This is a genomic window from Promicromonospora sp. NPDC110617, assembly GCF_055598465.1.
The window spans coordinates 315,375-332,594 of record NZ_JBVKBM010000003.1 but is presented as its reverse complement, the minus strand read 5'-3'; the positions used below and the strand labels follow the sequence as shown (position 1 = coordinate 332,594).

Below are 17,220 nucleotides of genomic sequence, written 5' to 3'. Positions count from 1 at the left end.
CCTTTGCAGGGTGCTGGTCACTTCGTCCCCGAGTGGGCGAAGTTCTCGATGATGTAGCGCTGGGCGACCACGAAGACCAGCAGGACCGGCAGGCTCGCCAGGATCGTGCCGGCCAGCAGCGGCCCGTACTGCGTCTGGTACTCGTTGACGTACCCGGCCAGGCCCACCTGGACGGTGAGCATCTCCGGGTCGTTGAGCGCGATCAGGGGCCAGAGGAAGCTGTTCCAGCCGGCCTGGAAGGTGAGCACGCCCAGCACCGCCAGGCCCGCGCGGGCCAGCGGCAGGTAGATGTTCCAGAAGATCCGGAACTCGCTCGCGCCGTCGATGCGCGCGGCGTCGCCGAGCTCGTCGGGCAGCGCCTGGAAGAACTGCCGCATGAAGAAGACGGCGAACGGCCCGGCGGCGAACGGGACGAGCACGGCGCCGTAGCTGTTGATCAGGCCCGCCCCGCCCTCGCCGAACAGGTCGTTGCCACCCGCCAGCGGGAAGTGCCGCAGCACCAGGAACGTGGGGACCATCGTGATGATGCCGGGCACCATCATCGAGCCGAGGAACAGCGAGAAGACGACGCCGCGGCCGCGGAAGTGCAGCTTGGCCAGGGCGTACCCGGCCAGGCCCCCGAAGAACAGGTTGGTGACCACGCCGCCCAGCGCGATGACCGCCGAGTTGGCCAGGTACCGGCCGAACGGGCCGTCGGTGAACAGGGCCACGTAGTTGGCGAACGTCGGGTTGTCCGGCACGAGCTGCAGGTAGGACGAGAGGATCTCGCCCTCGGGCTTGAGCGACGTGGACAGCGTCCAGATCAGGGGCATCACCGTGGTGACGGAGATCAGGACGACGGCGAGCGTCCAGACGGACCTCCCGAGAACCACGCGGGCGGTCAGGGGCCGGGTCGTGGTGAGCTGCTGCGTGACCGGCGCCGGGGCAGGCGCCGGTGCGGTCGCCAGGGCGCTCATCGGTCGTTCTCCCGTCCGGTGGCGCGGGCGTTGGCGACCGAGAAGACGAGGATCACCAGGAACAGCACGAAGGACAGCGCCGAGGCGTAGCCCATCTCCAGCCGCCCGAAGCCCCGGTCGTAGATGTAGTAGACGAGGGTCAGGGTCGAGTTGCCCGGGCCGCCCTTGGTCAGCACGTACGCCTGGTCGAACACCTGGAACGCGGCGATGAGCAGCAGCGTGAGGATGAGGAACGTGGCGCGCGAGATGGAGGGCCGGGTCACGTGCCAGAACACCCGGAAGGCACCGGCGCCGTCCACGCGGGCGGCGTCGACCAGCTCGCCGGGCACGCCCTGGAGCGCACCGAGATAGATGATCATGTTGGCGCCGAAACCGGCCCAGACGCTCATCATGACGATGGCGATCATGGCCCAGCGGGACTCGTACAGCCACGCCGGCCCGTCGATGCCGAACCAGCCGAGCGCCGCGTTGAGCAGGCCGTACTGCGGGTTGAGCAGCCAGAACCAGATGGCGGCCGTCGCCACGGTCGAGGAGACCACCGGGATGTAGAACAGGGTGCGGAAGACGCGGGCGGTGCGCGTGCTGCGGTTGAGCAGCAGCGCGGTGCCGAGCGCGACCAGCAGCCCGGCCGGCACGTACAGCACGGTGTAGAGCGCGGTGTTGCGCACGGCGACCCAGAAGATCGGGTCGCCCGCGATCCGGGCGTAGTTGTCCAGGCCCACCCACTCGAAGTCGCCGATGACGGCGTAGTCGGTCAGGCTCAGGCCGATCGCCATGACCACCGGCAGCAGCAGGAAGATCACGAACAGCACGACCGGGACCGCCAGGAAGATCCAGGCGCTGATGGTCTGCTGGCGCCGGGTGGCGCTCACCGCGGCGCTCACGGCGCCGGCTCCGGTGCGGGCACGGGCTCCGGTGCCGGACGGCGGTGGGTGCGCAGGCCCGCCGTCTCCAGCGCCAGCTCGCAGAACATGGCGTTGGCCCAGGAGAACCACTCGCGGGTCCAGGTACCCGGGTCGTCCGCATGGAACGACTCGTGCACGGCGCCCGTGCCGTCGTCGGTGGCCAGGATCAGGTCCAGCAGGGCGCGGCGCTCCGCCGGGTCCGTGCTGGTCAGCCCCTGGATCGCGAGTGCGATGGGCCAGACGTGCCCCTCGGGCGTGTGCGGGCTGCCGATGCCTGATGCCGCCGAGCCGCTGTAGTAGTACGGGTTGGCCGGGCTGAGCACCAGGTCGCGGGTCGCGGTGTAGAGCGGGTCGTCCGCTCGGCACCAGCCAGTCAGGGGCAGCGCGAGCAGGCTCGGTGTGTTGGCGTCGTCGGCCAGGAGCACACCGCCCCGGCCGTCCACCTCGTACGCGTACACCGGCACGCCGTCCGGCCCGGGCACCACGCCGTGCTCGCGGATGCCGCGCTCGATCTCGCCGCGCAGGTCGTTCGCCCGGGCCACCAGGTCCGCGTCGTGCAGCACCTCGGCGGCGAGCTCCGCGAGCTGCCCGAGCGCCGTCGCCGCGAGCGCGTTGCCCGGCACGTTGTAGCCGTAGGTGCACGCGTCGTCGCTCGGGCGGAAGCCCGCCCAGGTCATGCCCGTGTACGAGACCTCGGGTCCGCGACCGCCGCGCACGAGCGTGTCGGTGGGCGGGCAGTCGGTGCGCTCGAAGGTGTACGACGACGCCTCCGCGTGCCGCTGCTCGGTGCGCCACAGATCGATGACCGTGCGCCCCACCTGCCCGAGGTCGGCGAGGTGGTCGGTGCGGCCGGTCGCGCGCCACAGGTCGTGGGCGAGCTGCAGCGGGTAGGCCAGGGAGTCGATCTCGTACTTGCGCTCCCAGACCCACGGCGACTGGCCGCTCTCCGGGCCGTCCGGGCCCGGCCCGCCCGTGCGGTCCCGGTGGCCGGCGCCGGTGGGCCCGTCGTTGAACGCGTTGGCGTACGGGTCGCGCAGGATGGAGGCCTGCTGCCGCCGCGAGACGGCCGCGATCGTGTCCGCGAGGCGCTCGTCCCTGCCGACCAGGTGCAGGAACGGCGCGAGCTGCGTCGTCGAGTCCCGCAGCCACATCGCCGGGATGTCGCCGGTGATCACGAAGGCGGTGCCGTCCGGGTGCGGCGTGATGGTCCGCGCCAGGGTGTCCGCCATGCAGCGCCCCACGGCGTCCGCCACCTCGGCGCCGAGCCGTTCCCCGACCCGCGCGACCAGGTCCGCCAGGACGTCCGGGTCGTAGAGCGCGGTACCGGACGCCGGTGCCGCGCTGCCTGTCACGTAGCTCATTCGAACCCCATCGTTCGGTCTGCGTCGTTCTTCTGGTGCCCGCCGGACCCACGCTGGTCCGGCCTGCGGTGAACAGTAGGAGCGAATAACTCCTATGTCAACGTTGGTATTAGAGGTAATAGTGGAAGACGGCGGCGGCACGCTCGCGGAATACTCGTCGGTGCCCGCCCTCGACGAGGAGGGCGGCCGTCTCGACGAGGAGCAGCCATGCCAGAACGCGACACGTCCTCCGGCCCCACCGCCGACCTGTTCGTCGGCGGGCAGCACGTGCCCGCGGAGGGCGGCCGGTACACCGACTTCGTCCGCGCCCTGACGGGCGAGCCGATCGCCCGGATCGCCGCCGCCTCCGTCGCGGACGCGAACCGCGCGGCCGACGCCGCCGCCGCGGCGCTGGAGGGCTGGTCGGGCCTGCCGCCGGCCGCGCGGCGCGAGGTGCTGCAGCGGGCGGCGGGGCTGCTGGCCGAGCGGGCGGACGAGATCGCCGCGGTGATGGGCCAGGAGATGGGCGCCACGCGACCCTGGTGCGCGTTCAACGTGCACGTCGCCACCGGCATGCTGGCCGAGGCGGCGGCGCAGGCCTACTCCGCCGTCGGCGAGATCATCCCGTCCGACGTCCCCGGCCTGACCGCGTACGGCGTGCGGCAGCCCGCGGGCGTCGTCGTGGGTATCGCGCCGTGGAACGCCCCGCTGATCCTGGGCGTGCGGGCCGTCGCGATGCCGCTCGTGCTGGGCAACACCGTGGTGCTCAAGGCCTCCGAGCAGACGCCGCGCACCCAGGCCGCGATCGTCGACGTGCTGCACGACGCCGGGGCGCCCGCCGGCGTCGTCAACCTGATCAGCAACGACCCGCAGGACGCGCCCGCGATCGTCGAGGCCCTCGTGGCGCACCGCGCCGTGCGGCGCGTGAACTTCACCGGCTCGACGCGGGTGGGCCGGGTGATCGGTGAGCTCGGCGGCCGGTACCTCACCCGGGTCCTGCTGGAGCTCGGCGGCAAGGCGCCGCTGGTCGTGCTCGCCGACGCCGACCTCGCCGAGGCGGCGGCCGCCGCGAGCTTCGGCGCGTTCATGAACCAGGGCGAGATCTGCATGTCGACCGAGCGTGTGATCGTCGACCGCGCCGTCGCGGACGACCTCGCCGCGCGGCTCGCGGCCCGGGCCGCGGCCCTGGCGGTGGGCGCCCCGGACGACCCGGAGGCGCAGGTGGGGCCGATGGTGCACGCCGCGGCTCGGGACCACGTGCTGGACCTGGTCGCCGACGCGCAGCAGCAGGGCGCCGAGGTGATCGCCGGCGGCACGGCCGACGGGCTGTACCTGCGGCCCACCGTGGTGCGCGGCGTGCGGCCCGGCATGCGGCTCTACGGCGAGGAGTCGTTCGGCCCGGTGGTCGCCGTGATCGAGGCCGACGGCGCCGACGACGCGGTCCGCATCGCGAACGACACCGAGTACGGCCTGTCGGCCGCGGTGTTCAGCCGCGACGTGTCCGCCGCGCTCGACGTCGCGCGCCGCATCCGGTCCGGGATCTGCCACGTCAACGGCGCCACGGTGCACGACGAGCCGCAGATGCCGTTCGGCGGCGTGGGCGCCAGCGGGTGGGGGCGGTTCGGCTCCCGGGCCGCGATCGAGGAGTTCACCGAGCTGCGCTGGATCACGGTCCAGGCGGGGTCGCGGCCGTACCCGATCTGACGGCGCGCCCGGGCTGACCGCGTGCCCGGGTAGCCTGCGGCGGGACGCCCCGGTCGCGGGGCGAGCGATCGACGAGAGGCACCACCCATGACGCGTGAGCTCCCCCTGGACGGTCGCACCGCCGTCGTCACCGGTGCCGCCCGGGGCATCGGCGAGGCGACCGCCCGGCGGCTGGCCGAGGACGGCGCCGGCGTCTTCCTCGTGGACGTCTCCCCCACCGTGCTCGGCCTGCGGGACGAGCTGCGCGCCGCCGGGTACCGGGCGGCGGCGTCCGTCATGGACGTGGCCGACGACGCCGCCTGGGCCGCCGCCGCCACCGCCTGCCGGGCGGAGCTGGGCCGCCCGCAGATCCTGGTGAACAACGCGTACGCGACCCGCGTCGCCGCGCTTCAGGACACGCCCCCGGAGAGCTGGGAGCACCAGATCCGGGTCACGCTCACTGGCGCCTACCTGGCCACGCGCGCGCTGCTGCCGGACCTGACGGCGTCGGGCCGGGGCGCGGTGGTCATGGTGTCCTCGGTGCACGCGCACTTCGGACTGCCCGGCCGGGCCGCCTACGCCGCGGCCAAGGCCGGGATGACGGGGCTCGCCCGGCAGCTCGCCGCCGAGTACGGGCCCGCCGTCCGCGTGAACAGCGTGCTGCCCGGGCCCGTGCTCACACCGCACTGGGACGGCGTGGGCGAGGCGGAGCGCGCGAGCGCCGCGGCGGCGACGGCGCTGGGGCGCCTGGGCGAGGCGTCCGAGGTGGCCGACGCGATCGCCTGGCTGTGCTCCGACCGGGCCTCGTTCGTCACGGGGGTGGAGCTGAACGTCGACGGCGGCTGGAGCATCACCAAGGAGTCGGTGTGAGGGAATCAGCGTGATCGGCGGCCCGCCGCCGTCCTAGGGTGTGCCCATGACGACCGTGCAGCCTGTCCAGATCACCTTCGACTGTGCCAGCCCCGAGCGCGTGGGCCGGTTCTGGTGCGAGGCGCTGGGATACGTCCCCCCGGACCCGACGGAGGACGGGTTCGCCACGTGGGAGGAGTACACCCTCTCGCTGCCCGAGGAGAAGCGGGACTCGTGGTTCGGCGCGAGCGACCCGAACGGGGTGGGCCCGCGGCTGTTCTTCCAGCGCGTGCCGGAGGGCAAGGTCGTCAAGAACCGGGTGCACCTCGACATCAAGGTCGGCAGGGGGCTCGTCGGGGACGAGCGCCTGGCCGTCCTGGAGTCCCACGCCGTCCGCCTGGAGGCGATCGGCGCGACGCGCGGGACGCTGCTGCTGGCCGACGGCGAGAACGAGTCGTGCCAGAACATGCAGGACATCGAGGGCAACGAGTTCTGCCTGGACTGAGGCGAGGGCTCCACGGATCGCGCCAGCTGCCGACTCTGCGACGCAAACTGCCGACGACCCCTGAGCCCCTCCCCTTTGAGGCCCGGGTTTCTTCGCTTTGCGGCGGCCCAAAGCGAAGAAACCCGGGCCTCAAAGGGGAGGAGCTCAGCCGGCGTCGACCTACCCCGCGACCACCGCGCCCCGGCGAGCGTTGAGCTCGTCGAGCGCCGTGCGCACCTGGTCGGGAGCGCCGGACGGGAGCCGGACCAGCTCCTCCTCCAGGGTGCGCTGGTCGGTCCACTCCTTGAGCGAGCGCAGGGCACCGGTCTGCCCGGTGTCCGCGGCCTCGACGGCGGCCAGCACGGTCTCGAACGCCTCCGGGTCGTCGGCGACGGCGCCGAGCGTGGACGACAGCGTGACCGGCGGCGGGACGGACCGGTCGCGCGGGTCGGGCACGGTCCACTCGTGCCGCCCGGCACCGACCTCGAGCTCGCGCGCACCGGCCCCGCCGTCCGCCCCGGACCCGCTGTCGAGAAGCGCCCCGGCCCCGCCCGGGAGCACCACCACCGCTGACGTGTTCGGCGGCACCACGGCGTGCACCACGATCTGCCCGTCCCGCTCCGCCCAGCCGGCCTCCGCGAGGCCGTACGGCGTCTCGAAGCGCGTCGCGGCGTGGTCCAGCCCCGCGATCGGCACGGGCGCGACCCGCAGCCGCCGGTAGCCGGCCGCCGCCGGGGCGAGCCCCGCCACGGTGCGGTGCAGCCAGTCCGCCACGGCCCCGAAGGCGTAGTGGTTGAACGACGTCATCTCGCCGGGGTTGATGCTGCCGTCCGGCAGCATGCTGTCCCACCGCTCCCAGATCGTGGTGGCGCCCATCGTCACGGCGTACAGCCAGGACGGCACGCCGGTCTGGAGCAGCAGCCGACCCGCGACGTCGGCGTGCCCGGTGACCGTGAGCGCGTCCTGGATGATCGGCGTGCCCACGAACCCGGTGCCGATGCGGTAGCCGGCGCGGCGCACCAGCCAGGCGAGCCGGTCGCCCATCACGGTGCGCGTCGCGCCGTCGACGAGGTCGAACACGATGGCCAGCGCGTAGGCGGTCTGGGCGTCGGAGACGATCCGACCGGCCGGCGTCGTGTACTCCGCGACCCAGGCCCGCCGCGCGCGTTCGGCGAGGTCGCCGTACCGCGCGGCCCCCTCGGCGTCGCCCAGCTCGCCGGCCGCCGCGGTGACGAGCTGCAGCGAGCGCACCAGGTAGGCGCTGGCCACGATGTCGGGGTCGGTCTTGGCGCCCGCCGGGTCGTCCGGCGGCGCGTCGGGGTCGAGCCAGTCCCCGAACTGGAACATGCCCTCCCACAGCAGCCGTTCGCCGGACAGGTCCAGGAGCACGTCGGCCCAGGCCCGCATGCTCGGGTACTGCTCCGCGAGCGCCCGCCGGTCGCCGAACCGTTCGTGCAGGGTCGTGGGGACGACGGTGGCGGCGTCGCCCCAGGCGGCGGCGGGCTTGGACCCGAAGGGCAGGACGAACGGCACGACGACCGGGCAGACGCCGCCGCGGTCGGCCTGCTCGGCGGCGACGTCGCGCAGCCAGGAGGCGAGGAAGGCGTCGCTGTCGAAGAGGTAGCTCGCGGTGGGCCCGAAGACCTGGATGTCCCCGGTCCAGCCGAGGCGTTCGTCGCGCTGGGGGCAGTCGGTGGGCAGGGAGACGAAGTTGCCGCGCATGCCCCGCACGACGTTCTCGTGCAGCGTGTTCACGCGCTCGTCCGAGCTCTCGAACCAGCCGGTGCGGCGCATGTCGCTGCTGATGACGACGGCGGTGATCGCGTCGCGGGCCGTCGTCAGGTCGAGCTCCCCGGGCCACCCGTCCACCTCGGCGTACCGGAACCCGTGGAAGGTGAACTCGGGCTCCAGCACGTCGGCGGAGCCCGAGAGCACGAGGTGGTCGGCGGCCGCGGCGTGGCGCAGCGGCCGCACGCCGAGCTCGCCGTGCTCCAGCACCTCGGCGTGCCGCAGCGTGATCACGTGCCCGCGCTCCCCCGTCACGCGCACCCGGAGGCGGCCCACGACGTTCTGCCCGAAGTCGAGCACCGTGCGCCCCGAGGGCGTGGTGATGACCTCGCGGACCGCCACCTCGTCGACGCGCCGCACGGGTTCGGCGACGGCGGGCTCGGGCACGACGTCGGACGCGTCCACCCGCACCGGCGCCCACGCCGAGTCGTCGAACCCGGGCAGGCTCCAGCCGGGGACGGCGCGCCCGGCGTCGACCCGCTCGCCCGCGTAGATGCCGCTGGTCACGACCACGCCGGCCGCCGCCCCGCGCCAGTCCGGCCCGGTGCGGAGCACGCGGGTGGTCCCGTCGGCGAGCTCGACACGGAGCTGCACGGCCGCGGCGGGCTGGTCGCCGTAGAACGTCCGGGCGGCGCCGTGGAAGCCGTACTTCTCGGTCCACCACCCGCCGGCCAGCCGGATGCCGACGGCGTTGGCGCCGGCCCGCAGCAGCGCGGTGACGTCGGTGGCCTCGTGCACGAGCCGGTGCTGGTAGGCGGTCCAGCCGGGCTTGAGCACGGCGTCGTCCACGTCCTGGCCGTTGATCTCGACCTGGTAGACGCCGTGGGCGGACGCGTAGAGCGTGGCGCGGACGACGTCGCCGGGCAGGTTGAGCTCGGTGCGCAGCAGGCCGGGTGTGGCGTCGTCGGGCGGGTCGGCGAGGCCCACGAAGGCGGCCGTCCACTCGCCGTCGGCCAGGAAGACGCTGCGCACGGTGACGGGCTCGCTCCAGGGCGAGGTGCCGCCGTCCGTGCCGGTGACCCGCACCTCCAGGGTGTGCCGGGCGTGGGGGGTCAGCGGGTCGAACGGCCAGGGCACGAACCGCGACTCGTCGGTCTCCAGGGTGTGCACCCGGTCGCCGTCGAGCCGCACCTCGGCGCCGGCCTGCCACCAGCCGGGCACGTCGGACCCGACGGTCCAGCTCAGGCGGGGGGTGGGGGTGTCGGCGAAGGCGCCGTCGGTCCGGCGCTCGACCCGGACCTCGCGGACGCGGGTGCTGCCGGCACTCGGGGTGGGGGTGGGGTGGCTCTCCATCGGTGGCCCCTTTCAGCCCTTGACCGCGCCGGACGTCATGCCGGCCACGATCTGGCGGTTGAAGAAGATGTACATGACCAGCGGCGGCACCGTGATCAGCAGGATGTCCATGAACAGCAGGTTGAACTGGCTGACCATCTGGCTCTGGAAGTTGTAGAGCGTGAGCTGCACGGTCGCGTTCTCGTCCCCCGGCAGGAAGTACAGGGGGTTGGTGAAGTCGTTGAACACGTTGACCGCCTGCACCACGACGATCGTGATGATCACGGGCCGCAGGAGCGGCAGGATGACGGCGAAGAACAGCCGCAGCGGCCCGGCGCCGTCGATGATCGCCGCCTCGTCGAGCTCGCGCGGGATGGTCGCCACGAAGGCGCGGAACAGCAGGATGCAGAACGAGAGCCCGAACGTCGCCTCGATGAGGATGAGCCCGGGCATGGTCTTGAACAGCCCGGTCTGCTGCAGCACCCAGATGGTCGGCACCACGGCGGGCGGCACGATGAGCCCTGCCAGCACGAAGAAGTTCACGATCGGGTTGAGCCGGGATCTCCGCCGCTGCAGCAGGTAGCCGACCATCGCCGCGAGCACCACCATGACGGCGACGCTCACCACGGTCAGCACGGTGGAGTTGAGGAAGGCCCGCACCACGATGCCGTCGCGGGTGGTGAGCACCTCGGTCAGGTTGTCGAGGAACGCCCACTGCTCCGGCCACGAGAACTCCAGCCGCGAGGCGGACGACGCGTCCTTCGAGGCCGTGAGGAAGATGAAGGCGAACGGCACCAGGAAGACCACCACCGAGACGACGATGGCCACGACGCCCGTCGCCCAGGAACCGGCACGTCTCATCGGTCGACCTCCTTGCGGCCCAGCAGCAGGGAGACCGGCACCATGATCGCCGTGACCACGAGGAACAGGATCACGTTGCCCGCGGTGGACAGCCCGTAGAACCCGGCCTGGTACTGCTTGTAGATGACGGACCCGATGACGTCGCTGGTGAACCCGGGGCCGCCGCCCGTGGTCGCCCAGATGAGGTCGAACGACCGCAGGCCGCCGATCAGCGACAGGATGATCACGGTGGCCGTGGCGGGCTGGACCAGCGGCAGCGTGATGGAGCGGAACTGCTGCCACCGGCCCGCGCCGTCGACCCGGGCGGCCTCGTAGTACTCCTGCGGGATCGCGACGATGCCCGCGATGTAGATGAGCGTCGCGATGCCGAGGCCCTTCCAGACGTCGACGGCCGCGATGGTCAGCAGCGCCTGGTTGGGGTCGGTGAACCACCCCGGGCCCTCGATGCCGAACGTGGCGAGCATCGTGTTGACCACGCCGTCGAACGGGTCGAGCAGGGCCTTGAAGGTGATGCCCACGCCGATCGTGGAGACCAGCACGGGGAAGAACACGACGGACCGGAGGTACCCGCGGCCCACGAGCTGCGAGGTGAGCAGCACCGCGAGGGCCAGCCCGAGCACCACCTTGGCGCCCGAGGTCACGAAACCGTAGACCAGCGTGTTCACGAACCCGCGCGAGAGCTGCGGCTCCGCGAAGAACTGGACGAAGTTGTCCAGGCCGATGAACTCGGTGTCGAACAGGGTCCAGCGGGTGAGGCTGAACCAGAACGACGCGAACGTGGGCACTGCGAAGAAGACCAGGTAGAGCACGCCTGCCGGCAGGTAGAACCACGACGGGTAGATGCTGCGCTGGGTGGCCGAGGTGGAGCCCGCCGTCCGACGGCGCCGGGCGGGCCGCACCTCGGTCAGGGTTGCCGCCACGGGCGACCTACCAGCCCTCGAGGCCGAGCTGGCGGGCCTGGTTCTCGACGTCCTGGTCGTAGAACTCGGCGGCCTCCTCGGCGGTCTTGATGCCGGAGCCCACCTCGACCGTGACCTTCTCCAGGTTCGGTCCCTTGACCGGCGAGAGGAACTCGAGCGCGTTGGCGGCGCGGCCCTCGTCGAAGTAGGCCTGGATGTCGTCCAGCATCGGCGGGGCGGAGTCGAGCACCTCGCACGTGCCCGCGTACGGGCCGGCGGGCGGCAGCAGCTCGTTCTGGATGTCGCACCCGGCCTCGCTGTTCGCGAAGGCCACGAACTCCTTGGCCGCCTCCAGCTCGGCGCCCTCCGTGGACCGCGGGACGTACAGCGCGTTGGGCTGCCAGATCGTGGCCTGCGTGTTCTCGGCGTCCTGCGCGGGGAGCGCGAAGAAGCCGATGTCGTCCACGGCGTCCGGGGTGTTCTGCAGGATCGTCTGGATCACGTTCGAGAGCATCGGGTAGTGCGCGCCCTCGCCCTCGGCGACCATGCGGGCGCCGTCGGGGAACGTGGCGGACGGGAAGTCCTCGTTGAAGTACCCCGCCTCGGCCACCTCCTGCTGGTGCTGGAATCCGAGGAGGGCGGGCTCGTCGGCGTAGGACCGCTGGTGCGCCGTGTACTGGTCGGCCCACTCGGGGTCGACGGCGGTCACGTTGGCGAAGTCGCCCAGCACGAAGAGCTGGCTGGTCCAGGTCTCGCCGTAGGTCTGGATGACCGGGGCGACACCGTCGCCCTCGGCGGCGATCGTCGCGTTGTTCGCCATGAACTCGTCCCAGGTCTGCGGGACCTCCAGCCCGAGCTTCTCGTAGACCGGCTTGTTGTAGACGATGCCGCCCGCGAAGGACGCGCCCAGCGGCGCGCCGTACATGCCGTTGTCGGTGCTCACCACGGGCAGGAACTCCTCGGTGAGCGAGCCGACCCACTCCTGGTCGCTCAGGTCCACCAGCGTGGAGTCCGGGTTGAGCGCCTGCAGCAGGGAGCCCGAGTTGTAGAAGAACACGTCGGCCATCTCGCCGGTCGACAGCCGGGTCTTGACCAGGTTGTCGCCCTCGGTGCCGCCGGGCCGGATCTCGACGGTGACCTTGACGTCGGGGTGCTCCGCCTCGAACGCCTCGACCAGGGCGTCGGCGGTCTCGGGGTTGGGCGCGTCGTTGGTCGTGAGGAAGGTGATCTCGGTGGTGCCGTCGCCGTCCGAGCCGGACGACGAGCAGCCGGCGAGGACCAGCAGCGGGACGGCCGCCGCGGCCACCGCCGCGCGGTGAGTTGCACGGTTCATGTCTCTACCTCCTTGTAGAGCGAAAGGATCGTAGAGCGATCTACACCCTGCCGATGAATCCTTTCAGCGCACCCGACGCTAGCGAGGGGCGCGGTAGAGTGTCAACCGATCTACAGAATCGGGACGGGGACGTGACCTCAGCAGAATCCCAGGCCTCCGGAGCCGCGGCGCGGCCCCGGCCCTCGACCATCCAGGACGTCGCCCGCGAGGCCGGGGTCTCGCGGGCCGCGGTCTCCAAGGTCATCCGGAACGCCTACGGCGTCAGCCCGCACATGCGCGCGCAGGTCGAGGCCGCGATCGAGCGCCTGGAGTACCGGCCGCGGGTCGCGGCACGCGCCATGCGCGGGGCCAGCTTCACGCTCGGGTTCGAGATCCCGCAGGTGGGCAACGACTTCCTGACGATGATCGTGGACGGCGCCACCGAGGCGCTCGCGGACACCCCGTACCAGATGATCATCGCGCCGCTCGGGCGGGACCAGAAGGGCGACGTGGCGATCAACAGCCTCGCCGACCGCCAGGTCGACGGCATCGTGGCCATCTCGCCGCGCGTCGACCCCGCGTGGCTCGAACGGGTCGCCGAGCGCACGCCGCTGGTGATGATCGGACGGCACGACAGGTCCGACCGCTACGACACCATCACCGGCGACGACCGCTCCGGCGCCGAGCAGGTCATGACGCACCTGTTCGACCTCGGCCACCGGCGCATCGTCCACCTGACCATCCACCCGTCCCGGCCCGAGCCGCCGTGGGCGGGCCAGGCCGGCGCCGAGCCGCACGTGGTGCGCACCGCCGTCTACCGCGAGCGGATGACGGCGGCCGGGCTGGAGCCGCTGGTAGTGCACACGATGTTCGACGGCTCCGAGGCCCACGCGGCCACCCGCGCGCTGCTGGCCGCCCCCGACCGCCCGACCGCGATCTTCGCGGGCAACGACACCCTGGCCGTCGGCGTGCTGAGCGCCGTCGCGGAGGCCGGGCTCGACGCGCGCGACGTGTCGGTGGTCGGCTACGACGACGTGCCGATCGCGCGACACCCCCTCGTCTCGCTGAGCAGCGTGGACCAGAGCGGTATCACGCTCGGCCGGGAGGCGGTGCGGCTGCTGCTGGAACGGCTGTCGGGGCGGACGGAGTCGGTGCGGTACGAGGCCGAGGCGGTGCTCCGGGCGCGCCGGTCGTCGGCGCCGCCGCGGGAGGCGTGACCCTGGGGTGCCGCTGCCCGGGCGGTCGGGGCTGGCCGGGCGGCCGGGCAGGCTGCCGGGCTGCCGGGCTGCCGGGCTGCCGGGCTGCCGGGGCGAGCCTGGCGACCGGGCTGCCCGGGCTGCCGGGCCGGCCCTGGCGGCTGAGGCTGCCCTGGCGGCCGGCAATCCTCTTTGAGGCCCGGGTTTCTTCTCTTTGCCGGGCCACAAAGAGGAGAAACCCGGGCCTCAAAGAGGATCGTGGCCGCGGGAGGGCAGATTCTCGGCGGGGTCGAGGTCTGGACCGGTGACGTCCGGGCCGGTGGCGTCCGGGCGCGTGACGTCAGGACCCGTGGCGCCGCCGTAGGTCGCGATCTTGTACTCCGTGGCCGCCAGGGAGAGGTTCAGCTCCCGGATCCGACGCCGGATGGTGTCGCGGTGCTCCAGCAGGAGGTCGAGGCGTTCGGGCTCGGTCTCCTTCCCGGCGTCGACCAGGGTGATGTAGTGCTGCACGTCGCGCATCGGCATGCCCGACAGCCGCATCCGGGTGACGAACACGAGGCGACGCAGCGCCGCGGCGTCGTACAGGCGGTAGCCGGCGGCGTCGCGGCCCACCTGGACCAGGCCCGCGCGCTCGTAGTACCGCAGCGTGTGCGGCGAGACGTCGAGGTAGGCGGCGGCCTCGGCGATCGGCAGGGGCCCGGGCACCGCGTCCCCGGCCGCTAGGGCGTGAATCACGTCGGCCGACGGCGCGCCGTCCTCCCCGAGCGCCGCGAGGGCGCGCGACATCAGGTCGTCCGTTGCCATGCCCACCAGCCTAGGCCGGGCCGGCTCTGCTCTGAGCCGGCCCGACCTGGCCGCACGGGGCTGGACCCGCTCCGACCGGGCCGACCTGACCTCGCCGCACGGGGCCGGGGCCGGGGCCGGGGCCGGGGCCGGGGCCACGTCATCAGAACGCCCGCACGGCCGGAGGCACACCCGGGAAGTCCGCCGAAACGGACGCGCCGGCCCACTTCTCGACGTCGTCCGCGGCGAACGCGTAGGCGCGCCGCAGGTTGCGCACCGCCTCCGCGCCGAGCGGCAGGCGCAGCGGCGCGTCGGGTGCGTCCAGCACGCGGCGGACGACGGCGGCGGCTCGGGCCGGATCGCCCTCCTGGCTGCCGTGCGCCTCGGCCATGTTCGCGCGCACCCCGCCGGCGACGGCGTCATAGGTAGGGTCGGCGGCCGCGGTGCGGAGGACGCCGGCGGCGTTGAACGCCGTGCGGAACCGGCTGGGCTCCACGATCAGCACGCGGATGCCGAACGGGGCGACCTCGCCGGCGAGCGCCTCGGACCAGCCCTCCAGCGCGAACTTCCCGGCCGAGTAGCTGCCGACCGCGGGGAAGGACATGCGCCCGCCCTGGCTGCTCATCTGCACGATCGCGCCCGTGCCGCGCGCCCGCAGGTGCGGCAGGACCGCTCGCACGTAGGCGGCCGGGCCGAACAGGTGCTGGTCGAGCATGTCGCGCAGCGCGGCGTCGCCGATCTCCTCGGCGGTCCCGACCTGTCCCGCGCCTGCGTTGTTGACCAGCACGTCGATCCGCCCGAACGTGTCCAGGACGCGGCGCACCACGGTCTGCGCGCCGGCCGTGTCCCGGACGTCGTGCTCCACCGCGAGCAGCCGCTCGCCGTACCGCTCCTGGAGCGCGGCGAAGCGGTCGGCCCGGCGCGCCGTGCCGACCACACGCTCGCCGGCCTGGAGCGCGGCCTCCGCCAGGGCGAGACCGAGGCCGGAGCTCGCGCCGGTGATGAGCCAGGTCTTGGTGTCGGTCACGGTCGTGCCGGCGTCGGCCGTGGTGCCGGTGTCGGCCGTGGTGCCGGGCTCAGCCGGAGTCTCGGCGCCGGCCGTCGTGCCGGTGTCCGCCGGCGCGCCGGCGTCGGCCGTGGTGCCGTTCGGGTTCGTGCTGTCGTTCGTCATGCCGGCGACGCTAGGGATTGGAGCGCGCTCGAACGCAAGCGCGCGGTCGGCTGATGCCGAGATCGGCAGTCCCCCCGAGGTCGACAGTCTGCACATGAGGTCGGCACTTTGCATCGAGAGCGGCACATCCCTGTGCCGATCTCGATGCAGACTGCCGACTCTGTCGTGCAAACTGCCGACTCTGCTGGGCAAACTGCCGACCGGGCTGGGCAGGCTGCCCACTCCGCCGGCAGAACGCCGACTGCCACGCACCGACTCCCGTCCCGCCCGCCGGGGCTCAGGGCAGCAGCACCGTGCGGATCGCAGTGATCAGGCCATTCTCGACGAGCACCCGGATCAGTGCGACGGGCGCGCCGTCCTGCGTCGCGACGAGTGCCATGCCGTCGTCCAGGAGCAGCGGTGCCAGGGTCCAGCCCGACGCCGGCCCGAGGTACCGGAGGGACCCGACGGCCACCCGTTCGGCGCCGGTGTCGAAGCCGACGCGCTCGCCGCGGAGCGTCGCCCAGCCCGAGACCTCGGGGTGCAGGATCCGCACCAGGGCCGCGAGGTCTCCCCCGGCGCAGGCGGCGATGAAGGTGTCGACCACGCGCTGCAGCTGAGGATCGGCCCGGCGCCCGGCGGGTGCGGTCGTCGTCGGATCGTGCGGAGCCGGACCGGCCGACGTCGGCCCCAACGACGCCGGTCCGGTCCGTTCTCGCGCGGCCGACGCCGGACGGATCGAGAGCGCGGCCGACGTCTGGCCGGCGGACGCAGACTTCTCCGGCGTCGAGCCGGTCGACCTCAAGCCGGTCGACGCCGGGCCGGCGGACCCGGACTCCGTCGACGTCGAGCCGGTCGACGTCCGACCGGCGGCCACAGTCCGACCACCGGCCGCAGTCCGACCACCCGCCGCAGTCCGGCCGCCAGTCTCAGTCCGACCACCGATCGCAGCCCGACCGCCGGCCGCAGACGCCGCCGGCTCCGACGCCCGGATCGCCCGCCGCGCTCGGCTGGCGAGCTGGCGGCATGCGGCCGGGGTACGGCCGACCGTCTCCGCGACGCTCTCGAAGGGAATGCCGAACACGTCGTGCAGCAGGAACGCGGCGCGCTCCCCCGCTGTCAGCCGGTCGAGCACGACGGACAGGGCGCGCCGGATCTCGTCGTCCAGCGTGATCCGGTCCGCCGGGTCTGCGGGCGCCCCTGTGCTGAGGCCCGGTGCCCCCGCGCCGGACCCGAAGTCCCACACGGACGGGTCCTGCGGCGCGGACAGACGCCGGTGCGCCGACCCGATGCGGTCCAGCGCGAGGCGTCGCACGGCCACGACGAGCCAGCCGCGCAGGTCGCGGATGCCGCCGACGTCCTGGGTCGCGAGCCGCGCGAACGCGTCCTGCACCACATCTTCGGCGTCGGCGGGGTCGGCGACGATCCGGCGCGCGACGGCCAGCAGGTACGCCCGGTCGTCCCGCGACGCCGCGGCGACCCGCTCGGCGTCGTCCCGCACACCCGCGGCGTCCCGCACCCCCTCCGTTTCGGTCCGGGCCCCGACGTCGCGCACCCCTCCGGTGTCGGTCGCGGCATGGGTCCCGGCGTCGGTCCCGGCGCCAGCCCCGGCATCCTTCCCGGCGTCCTCCCCGGCGATCCCTCCGCCGCGCTCGCCGGCGTCGCGCGCGGGGTCACGTCCAGCTTCGCTCATGCCCCGCACGACGATCGGGCAACCCGCGATGTGACGGCGTCACACACCC

14 protein-coding genes are annotated in these 17,220 nt (G+C 73.1%); 4 read left to right on the top strand and 10 right to left on the bottom strand.

The window, feature by feature from the left end:
- Window positions 1-17: 17 nt before the first annotated feature.
- From ACZ7LE_RS19165 to ACZ7LE_RS19155, 3 genes are read right to left on the bottom strand one after another with little or no spacing between them, the layout of a single operon-like run.
- The gene (locus tag ACZ7LE_RS19165) at window positions 18-956 is read right to left on the bottom strand and encodes a carbohydrate ABC transporter permease (protein ID WP_470404839.1); all 939 of its coding nucleotides are present in this window, start codon (window positions 954-956) and stop codon (window positions 18-20) included.
- Window positions 953-1,840, bottom strand: coding sequence for a carbohydrate ABC transporter permease (locus ACZ7LE_RS19160; protein ID WP_470404838.1), 888 nt, complete (start codon window positions 1,838-1,840; stop codon window positions 953-955). Before ACZ7LE_RS19160 ends, ACZ7LE_RS19165 begins: the two co-directional genes overlap by 4 nt.
- On the bottom strand, window positions 1,837-3,222 hold the full coding sequence (locus tag ACZ7LE_RS19155; RefSeq protein ID WP_470404837.1) for a glycoside hydrolase family 125 protein: 1,386 nt from the start codon (window positions 3,220-3,222) through the stop codon (window positions 1,837-1,839). Before ACZ7LE_RS19155 ends, ACZ7LE_RS19160 begins: the two co-directional genes overlap by 4 nt.
- 207 nt (window positions 3,223-3,429) lie before the next feature.
- Between ACZ7LE_RS19155 and ACZ7LE_RS19150 the strand changes: the two genes are divergently transcribed.
- The 3 genes from ACZ7LE_RS19150 (at window position 3,430) to ACZ7LE_RS19140 (ending at window position 6,238) form a co-directional block, all read left to right on the top strand.
- The gene (locus ACZ7LE_RS19150; RefSeq protein ID WP_470404836.1) at window positions 3,430-4,905 is read left to right on the top strand and encodes an aldehyde dehydrogenase family protein; all 1,476 of its coding nucleotides are present in this window, start codon (window positions 3,430-3,432) and stop codon (window positions 4,903-4,905) included.
- 87 nt (window positions 4,906-4,992) lie between these two features.
- A complete protein-coding gene (locus tag ACZ7LE_RS19145) occupies window positions 4,993-5,754 on the top strand; it encodes an SDR family NAD(P)-dependent oxidoreductase (protein ID WP_470404835.1) in 762 nt (253 codons plus the stop codon).
- Between the two features lie 46 nt (window positions 5,755-5,800).
- The gene (locus tag ACZ7LE_RS19140) at window positions 5,801-6,238 is read left to right on the top strand and encodes a VOC family protein (protein ID WP_470404834.1); all 438 of its coding nucleotides are present in this window, start codon (window positions 5,801-5,803) and stop codon (window positions 6,236-6,238) included.
- A 159-nt stretch (window positions 6,239-6,397) separates the two neighbouring features.
- Here the strand turns inward: ACZ7LE_RS19140 and ACZ7LE_RS19135 are convergent, their stop codons facing one another.
- The 4 genes from ACZ7LE_RS19135 to ACZ7LE_RS19120 are packed head-to-tail and all read right to left on the bottom strand — an operon-like array spanning window position 6,398 to window position 12,370.
- A complete protein-coding gene (locus ACZ7LE_RS19135; protein WP_470404833.1) occupies window positions 6,398-9,298 on the bottom strand; it encodes an alpha-L-rhamnosidase in 2,901 nt (966 codons plus the stop codon).
- Window positions 9,299-9,310: 12 nt separating this feature from the next.
- Window positions 9,311-10,138: a carbohydrate ABC transporter permease gene (locus ACZ7LE_RS19130; RefSeq protein WP_470404832.1), complete on the bottom strand. Its 828-nt coding sequence runs from the start codon at window positions 10,136-10,138 to the stop codon at window positions 9,311-9,313.
- Window positions 10,135-11,058, bottom strand: a complete 924-nt coding sequence (locus ACZ7LE_RS19125; RefSeq protein ID WP_397394700.1) for a carbohydrate ABC transporter permease — start codon at window positions 11,056-11,058, stop codon at window positions 10,135-10,137. Before ACZ7LE_RS19125 ends, ACZ7LE_RS19130 begins: the two co-directional genes overlap by 4 nt.
- Before the next feature lie 7 nt (window positions 11,059-11,065).
- Window positions 11,066-12,370: an ABC transporter substrate-binding protein gene (locus tag ACZ7LE_RS19120; RefSeq protein ID WP_470404831.1), complete on the bottom strand. Its 1,305-nt coding sequence runs from the start codon at window positions 12,368-12,370 to the stop codon at window positions 11,066-11,068.
- Between the two features lie 131 nt (window positions 12,371-12,501).
- Between ACZ7LE_RS19120 and ACZ7LE_RS19115 the strand changes: the two genes are divergently transcribed.
- A complete protein-coding gene (locus ACZ7LE_RS19115) occupies window positions 12,502-13,566 on the top strand; it encodes a LacI family DNA-binding transcriptional regulator (protein WP_470404830.1) in 1,065 nt (354 codons plus the stop codon).
- A 225-nt stretch (window positions 13,567-13,791) separates the two neighbouring features.
- Here ACZ7LE_RS19115 and ACZ7LE_RS19110 read toward each other — a convergent pair whose 3' ends face one another.
- From ACZ7LE_RS19110 to ACZ7LE_RS19100, 3 genes are all read right to left on the bottom strand, one after another.
- The gene (locus tag ACZ7LE_RS19110) at window positions 13,792-14,349 is read right to left on the bottom strand and encodes a MerR family transcriptional regulator (RefSeq protein WP_470404829.1); all 558 of its coding nucleotides are present in this window, start codon (window positions 14,347-14,349) and stop codon (window positions 13,792-13,794) included.
- A 142-nt stretch (window positions 14,350-14,491) separates the two neighbouring features.
- The gene (locus tag ACZ7LE_RS19105) at window positions 14,492-15,499 is read right to left on the bottom strand and encodes an SDR family NAD(P)-dependent oxidoreductase (protein ID WP_470404828.1); all 1,008 of its coding nucleotides are present in this window, start codon (window positions 15,497-15,499) and stop codon (window positions 14,492-14,494) included.
- A gap of 277 nt (window positions 15,500-15,776) precedes the next feature.
- A complete protein-coding gene (locus ACZ7LE_RS19100; protein ID WP_470404827.1) occupies window positions 15,777-17,171 on the bottom strand; it encodes a sigma-70 family RNA polymerase sigma factor in 1,395 nt (464 codons plus the stop codon).
- Window positions 17,172-17,220 lie beyond the last annotated feature (49 nt).

Bases quoted from the DNA above. Each gene is read 5' to 3' on its own strand.
- ACZ7LE_RS19165 (WP_470404839.1), bottom strand. From the start codon at position 956: ATGAGCGCCCTGGCGACCGCACCGGCGCCTGCCCCGGCGCCGGTCACG.
- ACZ7LE_RS19155 (WP_470404837.1), bottom strand. From the start codon at position 3,222: ATGAGCTACGTGACAGGCAGCGCGGCACCGGCGTCCGGTACCGCGCTC.
- ACZ7LE_RS19150 (WP_470404836.1), top strand. From the start codon at position 3,430: ATGCCAGAACGCGACACGTCCTCCGGCCCCACCGCCGACCTGTTCGTC.
- ACZ7LE_RS19145 (WP_470404835.1), top strand. From the start codon at position 4,993: ATGACGCGTGAGCTCCCCCTGGACGGTCGCACCGCCGTCGTCACCGGT.
- ACZ7LE_RS19140 (WP_470404834.1), top strand. From the start codon at position 5,801: ATGACGACCGTGCAGCCTGTCCAGATCACCTTCGACTGTGCCAGCCCC.
- ACZ7LE_RS19135 (WP_470404833.1), bottom strand. From the start codon at position 9,298: ATGGAGAGCCACCCCACCCCCACCCCGAGTGCCGGCAGCACCCGCGTC.
- ACZ7LE_RS19130 (WP_470404832.1), bottom strand. From the start codon at position 10,138: ATGAGACGTGCCGGTTCCTGGGCGACGGGCGTCGTGGCCATCGTCGTC.
- ACZ7LE_RS19120 (WP_470404831.1), bottom strand. From the start codon at position 12,370: ATGAACCGTGCAACTCACCGCGCGGCGGTGGCCGCGGCGGCCGTCCCG.
- ACZ7LE_RS19110 (WP_470404829.1), bottom strand. From the start codon at position 14,349: ATGGCAACGGACGACCTGATGTCGCGCGCCCTCGCGGCGCTCGGGGAG.
- ACZ7LE_RS19105 (WP_470404828.1), bottom strand. From the start codon at position 15,499: ATGACGAACGACAGCACGAACCCGAACGGCACCACGGCCGACGCCGGC.
- ACZ7LE_RS19100 (WP_470404827.1), bottom strand. From the start codon at position 17,171: ATGAGCGAAGCTGGACGTGACCCCGCGCGCGACGCCGGCGAGCGCGGC.